The sequence below is a fragment of the Rhodanobacter geophilus genome (genome assembly GCF_040812275.1).
Taxonomy (GTDB): domain Bacteria; phylum Pseudomonadota; class Gammaproteobacteria; order Xanthomonadales; family Rhodanobacteraceae; genus Rhodanobacter_A; species Rhodanobacter_A geophilus.
Map to the genome: position 1 here is coordinate 120,239 of NZ_JBFOHL010000001.1, position 11,954 is coordinate 132,192.

Below are 11,954 nucleotides of genomic sequence, written 5' to 3' on the forward strand. Positions count from 1 at the left end.
CCCGCCGTGCTTGGCTCCGCCGCAGTCCTGATCTTCGCCATGGCTGCGGGCGCGGCGATGGCGCAGGACGCCGCCAAGCCGACGACCGCAGCGACACCGGCCACGGCCGCACCCGCCACCGCCGAAGCCGCGGCGAAGCCGGGCGACGCCACCGCGGGCCAGGCCAAGGCCGCCGCCTGCGGCGCCTGCCACGGCATGGACGGCAACTCCACCGATCCGCAGTACCCCAAGCTGGCCGGGCAGAGCGAGCAGTACATCGTCCACCAGCTCGAGAACTTCAAGAGCGGCCGGCGCCAGAACCCGATCATGCTGGGCATGGCCACGCCGCTGTCCGAGCAGGACATGCACGACATCGGCGCCTACTTCGCCAGCAAGACCGCGCTGCCCGGCGTGGCCGACCAGGCCCTGGTCGAGCACGGCCAGCAGCTGTTCCGCGAGGGCGACGTCAAGCGCGGCATTCCCGCCTGCATGGCCTGCCACAGCATCGACGGCCGCGGCAATCCCGGCGCGATGTATCCGCAGCTGCAGAGCCAGCACGCGCAGTACGTCCAGGCCACGCTGAAGGCCTGGCACGACGGCAGCAGCTGGGGCACGGATGCGCATTCGCAGATCATGCCGGCCATCGCGCAGAAGCTGGACACGAACGACATCGCCGCGCTGGCCAGCTACGTCGAAGGCCTGCATCCGGCCACCGACGCGGATCTGCGGAAGCCCGCCGCCTCGCCCTGATCGACCGACGGGCGCGTCGTCCCTGCGCTGGCGCGCCCGCCCCCTGCTTTGCCCATTCGAGGTAACCCCATGTTGAAGCGTCTGCCGATCCTGTGCGCCGTCCTGCTGGCGCTGACTGCCTGCGGCCATTCCGGCGACAACGGCACCGCCGCGCCGACCTCGCCTGCGGCCACCGGCACCGCCGCCACGACACCGGCTGCGCCCGCGTCCACCAGCACGCCTGCAGCGGCGGCCAGTGCCGCAGCGGCCGGCGCCGCCACTGCCGCCGCGCCAGCGGCCGCGACGACGACAGCAGCCGCGACGCCGGCCGCCGCCGTGCCCTTCGTCGACGACGGCAAGTGGGTCGAAGGCAAGGATTACTACCGCATCGACCCGGCCCAGCCCAAGTACATCCCCACCGACAAGATCGAGGTGGTGGAGGTGTTCTCCTACGCCTGCCCGGCCTGCAACGCCTTCCACGGCGCGATGGACCAGATCGAGCACAGCCTGCCGGCCGATGCGGTGGTGCATTACCTGCCGGCCGCCTTCCGCCCGGACGAGAACTGGCCGGTGTACCAGCGCGCCTTCTTCGCCGCCGAGGCGCTGGGCGTGCGCGCCAAGGCCCATGACGCGTTCTACGACGCCACCTGGAAGACCGGCGAGACGGCCACCTACGACCTTTCCACCGGCCAGCCCAAGCCCAAGGGCGCCTGGCCCACGATCGACGACATCGCGAAGTTCTACGCCAAGTTCGGCGTCGACCCCAAGGAATTCGTGGCGGTGGCCAACTCCTTCTCGGTGAACACCAAGATGAAGCAGGCCGACGATCTCATGAAGGCCTACGGCGTGGCCGGCACGCCCACCATCGTGGTGGACGGCAAGTACCGCTTCTCGCCCTCCGACGTGCACACCGTGCAGCGCGCGATCGAGCTGACCCAGTGGCTGGTGGCGAAGGAAGCCGCCGCGGGTGCCGGCAAGTAAGCCGCCCCCTCGTATCCATCGCCTCCTTCCCCGAGCACCTCACGATGAAGCACCTCGCCCGCCTGCGCGCCCTGACCCTGATCGCCGGACTGCTGCTGGCCACCGCCTGCACCGCGCAATCCGGCACGCCCGCCCCGTATACCGAGGGCGACCAGTACGTGACCCTGCCCGGCCCGCACCAGCGCTACAGCAGCGAAGGCAAGGTGGAGGTGGTGGAGGTGTTCTCCTACGGCTGTATCCACTGCGCCGAATTCTCCCCCATCGCGGAGAAGCTGAAGGAACAGTTGCCCAAGGGCGTGGTGTTCAAGCTGGTGCCGGCGCCGTTCAGCGCCGAGTGGCTGCCGTTCGCGCGCGCCTACTACGCGGCGGACAAGCTCGGCGTGGTGGATCGCACCCACCTCGAGCTGTTCAAGGAGAAGTTCGTCCAGCATTACCCGATCAACACGATGGACGAGCTCGCCGACTTCTATGCCCGCCAGGGCGTGGATCGCGCCGAGTTCATGCGCCTCGCCACCTCCGACGCCGCCACCACGAAGCTGAAGGCGGACCTGGCGCTGATCCAGCAGTGGGGCGTGGACGGCACGCCCAGCATCGTGGTCGACGGCAAGTACCGCGTCACCCACGTGCAGACGCTGGACGAACTGTCCGCGGTGGCGCAGTGGCTGGCCAAGCGCGAACTGGCCGAGGCGGACAAGGGCGGCAAGTGATCGCCTGACCACCGTCCGCGCGGGCGTTCACGTCCGCTGCGGCCTGCTGCGTGTACCGTACACCGCTCCATGAACCGTGCGCCCGCCCCTGCCGAACGCCGCCTGCGCCTGCTGAGCTGCAATATCCTCGCCGGCGCCAGCGTGCAGCGCTACAGCGAATACGTCACCCGCAGCCTCAATGCGGTGCTGCCGGGGCGCAGCAAGATCGACAACCTCGACCGCCTCGCCGCGCTGCTGCCGCAGTTCGACGTGATCGGCCTGCAGGAAGCCGACGCCGGCAGCCTGCGCTCGGGCTTCCTCAACCAGACCCGCTACCTCGCCGAGACCGCCGGCATGCCGTACTGGAGCCACCAGCCGAACCGGCCGGTGGCGAAGCTGTCGCACACCGCGAACGGCCTGATCAGCCGCATCGAACCCAGCGCGGTGATCGACTACCCGTTGCCCGGCCGCCTGCGCGGACGCGGCGCGCTGCTGGCCCGCTTCGGCGCGGACCGCGACGCGCTGGCGGTGATGGTCGCCCACCTCTCGCTGAGCGCGCCGTCGCGCGCACGCCAGCTGGGTTTCATCGCCGAGGTCCTGCAGGACCATCCGCATGCGGTGCTGATGGGCGACCTCAACACCGACATCGAAAGCGTGGAGATGCGCCACCTGTTCGCCCATACGCGGCTGCAGCCGCCCACGCGGCCCACGCCCACCTTCCCCAGCTGGAAACCGAAGCGGGCGCTGGACCACATCCTCGCCTCGCCCTCGGTGGCGCTGGAGAAAGTCTGGACGCTGCCGCAGGCGTTCTCCGACCATCTGGCGCTGGCGGCGGAGATCCGCCTGCCCGCAAGCGACACGCCACGCCACGGAGACCGTCGATGACCGCACGCCTGCCGCGCATGCTTGCCCCATGGCTGCTGATCGTGCTGGCCGGCCTCGGCGCGGCCTGGGTGCGCTATGGGCTGATCGAGCCGCCGGCGATGGCGCAAATCTGCACGGCGGCGCAGGCGCCGGCGTGGTGCGCGCTGCGCCAGGCCCTGGTGCTGGGCTTCCTGCACGAGGTCTATGGCATCGCCGCGATGCTTGCCGCCGTGCTGGCGCTGTTGCGCCGCGCACGCGCGCTGGCCTGGCTGGCCGCGGCGCTGGGCGCGCTTGCGCTGCAGCTGTACAACTACGAGCCGGGCGCGCTGGCCCTGCTGATCGGCTGCCTGCGCCTCGTGCATCTGCAAGGCGCAGGCAACGTCCCGGCGACGGCTACACCCGCCCGGTGACCGGGATCAGCGCGCCGGTGATCGCCGACGCCGCGTCCGAGAGCAGAAACACGATCACGCCGGCCAACTGCCCGGGCTGCACCCAGCGGCTGAAATCCGCGTCGGGCATGTCGGCACGGTTCGGTGGCGTGTCGATGATGCTGGGCAGCAGCGCATTGACGGTGATGCCGCGCGGCTTCAGCTCCTCGGCCAGCGACTCGGTGAGGCGCAGCACGCCCGACTTGGACGCGGTATAGGCGCCCACGCCAGCGCCGGCCTTCAGTGCCGAGGCCGCGCCGATGTTGACGATGCGCCCGCGCCCGTCGGGCAGGTGCGCCAGCGCCGCCTTGCTCGCCGCCACCGCGGTGCGCAGGTTGATCCGGTAGAGCAGGTCCCAGGTATCGGGGTCGCCATCGGCCAGCGTCTCCCAGCGGAACGTGCCGGCGATGTTCACCAGTGCGTCGAGGCCGCCCAGCGTGTCGGCGGCGGCGTCGATCGCGTTCTTCGCTGCCGCCGTGTCGGCCAGGTCCACGCCGCCGAAGCCGTGCGCCGCGCCCAGGTTCGCCGGCACCGGCGCGCGGTCGATCGCCGCCACCGCGGCGCCCGCGTCCAGCGCGGCGCGCACCACCGCGGCACCCAGGGTGCCGAAGGCGCCGGTCACCGCGATGCGTTGCTTGTCGAGGCGCATGATTTCCATCCTTTCAACGGGGGTCGTCGAGCATAGCGCCAGCGGCGACCGGCACGAAGCGCGCGTGCCGCCACGCGGCGAACACCGGCACCGCGATCAGCAGGTTGAGCGCGAACCACAGCCAGCCCACCGGGTTCTCGCCCAGTTCCAGCACCACCACCACGCCTGCCAGCACGGGCAGCCACGCGGCGAGGAACAGCGCTTCGCGCGAGGGTGCGCGCTGGCGCTCGTCCAGCCACGCGACCAGCGCATAACCCGCGCAGGGCAGCTCGAACAGGCCCAGCGGAAAGTCGCGATAGCGGCCGTCGAACACCAGCAGCAGGCCATACAGCGCCAGCACGAACAGCCACCCGAAGCGCAGCCGCCCCGCCGGCGCGGGCTTGAACGGCGCGCCAGCCAGCCGCCCGGCCAGCCAGCTCGCCAGCCGCAGCGCGGTGAACAGCGCGACAAGGCAGGCAGCAAGTGAAAGCGTCCACTCCCAGGCATCACGACAGGCATAGGCCATCTGCCGCCCCTGCCAGGCCAGTGCGGTGCCGCCGGCGAAACCGGCCAGGCCCAGCGCCAGCCAGCCGCGTCCCCGCTGCCAGCGGCGGCGACGCAAGCCGGCCAGCACGAACATTCCCGCCGCCACCGCGCCGGCCAGCCAGCCCAGCCACCAGCGCGCCACCTCCACCACCGGCCCCTGCATCGCGAATTTCGGTCGCGCTTGCGCATCGAAGATGCCCCAGTAGCCGCCCACGGTGCCTTCCTGCGCACGCTTCCATGGCTGGTCGAAGGTTTCGATCACGTTGTACGGCATGTCCACGCTGGCGGCGTAGCGCAGGAACTCGCGCAGGTAGCGCGCCTCGTTCACCACGCTGGCGCTGGCGCCGCGGCGGGGCCGTCCTTCGCTGGGCCAACCCGTTTCGCCGATCATCACGCGCTTGCCGGGAAAGGCCCGCTCGACCTTCGCGTAGACGTTCTCGACGTGCTGGATCGCGCGCTCCGGCGGCACCGGCTGGTCCTCCCAGTACGGCAGGATGTGGATGGTGACGAAGTCCACCGCCTTGGCCAGCTCGGGGTGGCGCAGCCAGTACTCCCACACGTCGGCATAGCTCACCGGAATGCTCGCTGGCAGCGCCGCGCGCACCTCGCGGAGATAGCCGGCGATCTGCGCGCTCGACAGCTCGCCGCGCAACAGCACCTCGTTGCCCACGATCACCCCGCGCAGCACCTGCGGGTATTTGCGCGCGGTGGCGATGCCGAGTGCGATCTGCTCGGCATTCGCCTTCGCGTCGCGGTCCAGCCAGATGCCCATCAGCACCTGCATGTGGTAACGCGCGGCAATCCCCGGCACCGCGGAAAGGCCCTGGCCCTGCGAATACGTGCGCACGCAGTCGAAGCGCCCGGACAGTGCGCGCAGGTCGGCATCGATGCGCCCGGGGCTGACGAAGGCGCGCGGGTCGAGCGGCGTCTCGCCCGGCTCGCGGAACGGCGCGTACGAAACGCAGGCGATCCGCGCCGATGGTGCATCAGGCAAATCCACCGGCCGCCCGACCGCCCACCACCATGCCGCACCGGCCAGTGCGAGCAGCACCAGCGCCAGCCAGGCGACCAGACGGCGGCCGCGGGACGAGGGGGAAAACGACATGCCGGGCCCTTGCAGACGTAGCGAGGTGCGCCAGCTTATCAGGCACATCCGAAACGGAAACCTGCGCGCGCTTCGGCGCACCGGAGTGCTTCCACTACAATTCGTTGCGGGGGATCACCGAGGAGTCTCCATGTTCGCGAAGGCAGCGCCGCGGCGCCGTTCCCTCACCCGCCTGGCCGCCCTGCTGCTGGCTGGCGGCACCCTGCTCGCTGCTGTCGCCGCGCGTGCGGCCACGCCCAACGAGGCGCAGCGCGCCGCATTCAGGCAGGCGTGGGCGGCAGCCCAGCAAGGCGGCGACGGCTGGCGTGCCTGGGCCACGCAGCTGCGCGACTATCCGCTCTATCCCTACCTGCCCGCCGCCGCGCTGGAACACGACCTCCGCCAGACCGACCTGGCCACGGTGCAGGCCTACCTCAAGCAGTACCCCGAGCTGATTCCCGCGCAGGACCTGCGCCGCGATTTCCTGCTGGAACTCGCGCGACGCAAGGACTGGAGCGGCTTCCTCGCGCTGTACCAGCCCGGCATGGGCGACACGCTCGCCTGCGACGCCTTGCAGGCGCGCATGGCCGGCGGCGCGAAACTCGACTTCGACGCGGACCTCGCCGCGCTGTGGAGCCGCCCCGAACTGCCCGGCGCCTGCGACCCCGTGCTGCAGGCCGCGCATGACCAGGGGCTGCTGACCACGCCGCGCCTGTGGGCCCGCATCGACCGCGCCGCCGATGCCGGCAAGGGCGGCACCATCGCCGCACTGGCCCCGTGGCTGCCCGCAACGCAGAACCAGGAGGCGCAGTGGCTGGCGCAGGCGCTGCGCGATCCCGCCGCCGCACTCGCCGCCGCCGCAAGCTGGCCCGACACCGCGCGCGCGCGCCAGGCCGCCACGCTGGCACTGGAGCGCCAGGCGCGCCGCGACACCACCGCCGCGGACGCCGCGTGGCAGCAACTGCAGGCGCGCTTTCCCTTCAGCGCCACGCAGCGTGACGCGATCCTGCGCGCGCTGGCGCTGTTCCATGCCACCGACTTCGACACGAACGCGCTCGATCGGCTGATCGCCCTGCCCGCCGCCGCGCAGACGCCCGCCACCCGCGAATGGCGCGCGCGCGTGGCGCTGGCCGAGCAGGACTGGCCGGCCGTGCTGGCGGCGATCGCGGCGATGCCCGCCACGCAGCAGCAGGACAGCGAGTGGCGCTGGTTCCGCGCCCGCGCGCTGGCCGCCACCGGCCACCCCCAGCAGGCCAACGGCATCTATGCCAGCCTCGCCGGCGAGGCCACGTTCTACGGCTTCCTCGCCGCCGACCGGCTCAAGCAGTCCTACGCGATCTGCCCGCTGGCGCCGGTCGAGGATCTGCCGCAGGAGCAGGCCTTGCTGCAACAACCCGGCCTGCTGCGCGCGTTCGAGCTGTACGCCGTGGGCCTGCCGAAACTCGCGCGGCGCGAATGGGCGCGCGCGCTGGACGGCGCCGATGCCGGCACGCGCGAGCTGGCCGCCGAGCTGGCGAATCGTCGCGGCTGGTTCGACCGCGCGGTGTTCACCTTCACCTACGGCGACACGCTGCGCTACTACGCGCTGCGCTTCCCGCTGGCCAGCCAGGACGGCGTGGTGCCGCAGGCCGAGCAGGCCGGCATCGATCCCGCCTGGGCCTACGGCATCCTGCGTTCGGAAAGCGCCTGGGTCGGCGATGCGCGCTCCGGCGCCGACGCGCGCGGCCTGATGCAACTGGTGCCCGCCACTGCCGCGCTGGTGGCACGGCGCAACGGCCTGCCGTGGGCGGGCGGCGACAGCCTGTACGACCCCGCGGTGAACATCGCGCTGGGCACGCGTTACCTGGCCCAGCTCGCGCTGCGCTACAACGGCGCGCCCTGGCTCACCAGCGCCGCGTACAACGCCGGCCCCAACCGCGTCGACCAGTGGGTGGATGCGCGCAACGCGCTGGCGCCCGACCTGTTCATCGCCACCATGCCGTTCAAGGAAACCCGCGAATACGTGGCGCGCGTGATGGCCTTCAGCGTGATCTACGACTGGCGCCTGCACGGCACGGTGCTGCCGATGTCCGACAGGCTCACCCCGTTCGGCCAGCCCTACGCGTTGCCGAACAGCCTCAGCCCACGCAAGGCGGTGGATTGCCCTGCGCCACCGCCACCGGCTCCCACCGGCTCGGTGCAGGTCCCCGCCAGCGCGGCATCCGCGGCAGGCAGCGCCAGCACGGCGCCGGCAACGGCAGGCAGCATCCCGCCCGCCCCGGCCGCCAGCCACCGGCGCTGAGCCGGGCAGACCGCACCACGACTCGTCGTCCCCGGTGGCATCGGCTTCGTCGGCAACAGTGGCCGTTGCAGCACCGAAGCATGCGCGAGGCGCGCGCCACGCCATGTCACAATCACCTCATGCGCATCTACCTGGTCGGCGGCGCGGTCCGCGACAATCTGCTCGGGCGGCCGGTGGTCGATCACGACCACGTGGTGGTGGGCGCGCGCCCGGACGAGCTGCTGGCGCTGGGCTACAAGCCGGTGGGCAAGGACTTCCCGGTGTTCCTGCACCCCGACACCGGCGAGGAATACGCGCTGGCGCGCACCGAGCGCAAGAGCGGGCACGGCTACCACGGCTTCGTGTTCCAGACCGATCCCGCGGTGACGCTGGAGCAGGATCTGGCGCGGCGCGACCTCACCATCAACGCGATCGCGCAGGACGAGCACGGCGCGCTGGTCGATCCCCATGGCGGCGTGCGCGACCTCGAGGCGCGCGTGCTGCGCCACGTCTCGCCCGCCTTCGTGGAAGACCCGGTGCGCCTGCTCAGGGTGGCGCGCTTCGCCGCGCGCTTCGCGCCGCTGGGCTTCAGCGTGGCCGACGAAACGATGGCGTTGCTGCGGCACATGGTGGCCGCGGGCGAGGTGGACCACCTGGTATCCGAACGGGTGTGGGCGGAGACGCGCAAGGCGCTGGCCGAGGCGCAGCCGTCCGCCTTCCTGCGCGTGCTGCGCGGCTGCGGCGCGCTGCGCGTGCTGTTCCCGGAAGTCGACGCGCTGTACGGCGTGCCGCAGCGCGCGGAGTTCCACCCCGAGATCGATACCGGCGTGCACGTGGAAATGGCGCTGGACGCCGCCGCCGCGATCGCGCCCGGCGACGACCTGGCGGCCTTCTGCGTGCTGACCCACGACTTGGGCAAGGCGCTGACGCCGGCCGCCGAGCTGCCGCGCCACATCGGCCACGAGCAGCGTGGCGTGGCGCCACTGCGCGCACTGGGGGCGCGGCTCAAGGTGCCGACCGAGCACGCCGTGCTGGCCGAGCTGGTCTGCCGCGAGCATCTCAACGCGCATCGCGCGCTGGAGCTGAAGCCGGCCACCGTGCTGAAGCTGCTCGCCGCGCTGGACGCGCTGCGCCGGCCCGAGCGATTGGAGACCTTCCTCGCCGCCTGCCTCGCCGACCAGCGGGGCCGGCTGGGCCACGGGCACGACGACTATCCGCCGGCCGACTACCTGCGCCGCGCCCGCGCGGCCGCCGCGGCCGTGACCGCGGCGCCGTTCGTGGCGCAGGGGCTGGCGGGCCCGGCAATCGGCGCGGCGATGGAACGCGCGCGCATCGGCGCCATTGCCGAAATGAAACTATGTAACATCTAAGCCCGTGCGGGTATAACGCCTGCCGGGATGCCGGCCGAACCGGCACCTCTTCACTCCCTCTGTCGCCTGGAGCTGCCCGTGTCGCGCGCCCTGTTCTCTCCTTCGCCGCTGCGTCAGCGGTTCCGGCCGCTGTGGTGGCTTGGCATCACCTTCGTCGCGATCTGCTTCGTCACCCGCATCGCCCTGCTGGTGATGTCCGGCAGCAACGTGGCACCGAATCCGCTGAACTGGCTGTATGCGTTCGGCGTGGGGCTGGGCTACGACCTGGTCACCTTCCTGTACCTGGCGTGGCCGATGGTGCTGTTCCTGTGGCTGGTGCCGACGCGGCGCCCGCCCGTGGCCGGCGCGGGCCGCTGGCTGGCGTACCTGGTGGGCATGGCGGCGCTGTACGCGGCCACGCTGGGGGTGTTCCTCCTGCTGTGGCACGTGCACGTGCACGAGTCGTGGCCGGTCCTCGTGGTGTTCCTGTTCTTCCTGCCGATGCCGGCGCTGGCCTACAACCGTGCCAGCGGGCAGTGGGGGCTGTACGTCCTGGGGCTGGCGCTGCTGTACGCCCTGTTGTTCGTGGCGGCGTCGGAGCTGGTGTTCTGGAACGAGTTCAGCGCGCGCTTCAACTTCATCGCGGTGGACTACCTCGTCTACACCACCGAGGTGATCGGCAACATCCGCGAGTCCTACCCGGTGGGCACCTGGCTGGCGCTGCTGGTGGTGCTGGCGCTGGTGGTGTTCGTGCTGAGCCGGCGCGGCCTGCGCGCGCGTGACGACGGCAGCACGCTGCTGCAGCGCGCACGGGTGCCGCTGGTGTGGCTGGTGCTCACCGCGATCTCGGTGGCCGCGGTCAACGGCGAGATGAAGGACCGCACCGCCAACAACTACGTCAACGAGCTGGCCGGCAACGGCATCTACCAGTTCTTCGCCGCGTTCCGCAGCAGCCACCTCGACTACAAGAAGTTCTACCGCAGCCTGCCCGACGACGAGGCGTTCCGGTTGATGCGCGAACAGCTCAAGGCGCCGAATGCCGACTTCACCAGCAGCGACCCGCGCGACCTCACCCGCGCGATCCACGCGACGGGACCGGAGAAGCACCTGAACGTGGTGCTGATCAGCGTGGAGAGCCTGTCCGGCGACTACCTCGGCACCTTCGGCAACAAGCAGGGCCTCACGCCCTTCCTCGACTCGCTGGTGGACAAGAGCATCTTCTTCGACAACCTCTACGCCAACGGCACGCGCACGGTGCGCGGGCTGGAAGCGCTGTCGCTGTCGGTGCCCCCCACGCCGGGTGATTCGCTGGTGCGCGAGCACGACAACGAAAGCCTGTTCTCGCTGGCCAGCGTCTTCAACGATCGCGGCTACGAGTCGGAGTTCGTCTACGGCGGCTACGGCTACTTCGACAACATGAACTACTTCTTCAGCCACAACGGCTACAGGACGGTCGACCGCAGCGACATCGCGCCGGGCACGCCGATCCACAGCCAGAACGTGTGGGGCGTCTCGGACGAGGACCTGTACACGCTGGCTCTGGGCCAGATGGACCAGATCCACGCCGAGGGCAAGCCGTTCTTCCTGCACATCATGACCACCTCCAACCACCGCCCGTACACCTATCCGGCAGGGCGGGTGAAGTGGCAGGCGCCGTCACGGCCGGGCGCGGTGGCCTACACCGACTGGTCGATCGAGGACTTCATCAAGCGCGCGCAGGCCAAGCCGTACTTCGCCGACACCGTGTTCGTGATCACCGCCGACCACTGCGCCTCCAGCGCAGGCAAGACCAGCATCCCGATCAACCACTACCACATCCCGCTGTGGATCTACGCGCCCAGGCAGTTCAAGCCCCGGCGCGTCGAAACCCTGATGGGCCAGCTCGACATCCCGCCCACCCTGCTCGGCCTGCTCGACTTCAGCTACCGCTCGCGCTTCTTCGGCCAGGACGTGTTCCAGACGGCGCCGGACCAGGGCCACGCCCTGCCCGGCACCTACGAGAAACTGGGCTACGTGCACGGCGACACGCTCACCATCCTCGAGCCGCGCAAGCGGCTGGAACAGCTGAAGCCCAACTTCGCCACCGGCGACGCCACGCCCGTGGCGCCGATCAGGCAGGACCTGGTGAACACCGCGATCGCCTACTACCAGGTGGCCAGCGACCTGTTCAAGCAGGGTGGGTTGAAGCTGCGGGCGGACGACGGCGCGAAGGTGGAGCCGCTGCCGGCACCGGCGGCTACGGTCGCTGCCCCGGCGGCTGCAGCTTCAGCCATACAGCCGCAAGGGTAAGTCCAGCCCACCGGGCCATGCGCGTCATTCCTGCGCAGGCAGGAATCCAGTGACCGCATGCTCGAACTAGCATGAGCGCCACTGGATCCCGGCCTTCGCCGGGATGACGGGCGAAAATCGACTTCGCCGGA

Annotated in this window: 10 protein-coding genes; 8 read left to right on the forward strand and 2 right to left on the reverse strand. The window is 70.9% G+C overall.

Going from position 1 to position 11,954, the window contains the following annotated elements; all coding sequences use genetic code 11:
- Positions 1-39: 39 nt before the first annotated feature.
- From ABQJ56_RS00535 to ABQJ56_RS00555, 5 genes are all read left to right on the forward strand, one after another.
- Positions 40-729, forward strand: a complete 690-nt coding sequence (locus tag ABQJ56_RS00535) for a c-type cytochrome (RefSeq protein WP_367843034.1) — start codon at positions 40-42, stop codon at positions 727-729.
- A gap of 69 nt (positions 730-798) precedes the next feature.
- On the forward strand, positions 799-1,689 hold the full coding sequence (locus ABQJ56_RS00540; RefSeq protein WP_367843035.1) for a thiol:disulfide interchange protein DsbA/DsbL: 891 nt from the start codon (positions 799-801) through the stop codon (positions 1,687-1,689).
- A 44-nt stretch (positions 1,690-1,733) separates the two neighbouring features.
- On the forward strand, positions 1,734-2,396 hold the full coding sequence (locus ABQJ56_RS00545; RefSeq protein ID WP_367843036.1) for a thiol:disulfide interchange protein DsbA/DsbL: 663 nt from the start codon (positions 1,734-1,736) through the stop codon (positions 2,394-2,396).
- Between the two features lie 69 nt (positions 2,397-2,465).
- Positions 2,466-3,260: an endonuclease/exonuclease/phosphatase family protein gene (locus ABQJ56_RS00550; protein WP_367843037.1), complete on the forward strand. Its 795-nt coding sequence runs from the start codon at positions 2,466-2,468 to the stop codon at positions 3,258-3,260.
- Complete coding sequence (locus ABQJ56_RS00555) at positions 3,257-3,649, forward strand: hypothetical protein (protein ID WP_367843038.1); 393 nt, start codon at positions 3,257-3,259, stop codon at positions 3,647-3,649. The genes ABQJ56_RS00550 and ABQJ56_RS00555 overlap by 4 nt, the downstream gene beginning before the upstream one ends.
- Here ABQJ56_RS00555 and ABQJ56_RS00560 read toward each other — a convergent pair.
- Both ABQJ56_RS00560 and ABQJ56_RS00565 read right to left on the reverse strand, forming a co-directional pair.
- Positions 3,633-4,316 carry an SDR family oxidoreductase gene (locus ABQJ56_RS00560; RefSeq protein ID WP_367843039.1) on the reverse strand — a complete coding sequence of 228 codons (684 nt, stop codon included), beginning with the start codon at positions 4,314-4,316 and terminating at the stop codon, positions 3,633-3,635. The two genes, ABQJ56_RS00555 and ABQJ56_RS00560, sit on opposite strands and share 17 nt — an antisense overlap.
- Before the next feature lie 13 nt (positions 4,317-4,329).
- Positions 4,330-5,946 carry a glycoside hydrolase family 17 protein gene (locus ABQJ56_RS00565; RefSeq protein ID WP_367843040.1) on the reverse strand — a complete coding sequence of 539 codons (1,617 nt, stop codon included), beginning with the start codon at positions 5,944-5,946 and terminating at the stop codon, positions 4,330-4,332.
- 130 nt (positions 5,947-6,076) lie between these two features.
- On the opposite strand from ABQJ56_RS00565, the gene ABQJ56_RS00570 reads away from it, so the two are divergent.
- The 3 genes from ABQJ56_RS00570 (at position 6,077) to ABQJ56_RS00580 (ending at position 11,823) form a co-directional block, all read left to right on the forward strand.
- Positions 6,077-8,206 (forward strand): transglycosylase SLT domain-containing protein, encoded by a 2,130-nt coding sequence (locus ABQJ56_RS00570; protein ID WP_367843041.1) that lies wholly within the window; start codon positions 6,077-6,079, stop codon positions 8,204-8,206.
- Positions 8,207-8,325: 119 nt separating this feature from the next.
- Entirely contained in the window at positions 8,326-9,555 is a 1,230-nt protein-coding gene (locus ABQJ56_RS00575) for a multifunctional CCA addition/repair protein (RefSeq protein WP_367843042.1), read from the forward strand.
- A 78-nt stretch (positions 9,556-9,633) separates the two neighbouring features.
- Entirely contained in the window at positions 9,634-11,823 is a 2,190-nt protein-coding gene (locus ABQJ56_RS00580; protein ID WP_437343379.1) for an LTA synthase family protein, read from the forward strand.
- Positions 11,824-11,954: the final 131 nt, after the last annotated feature.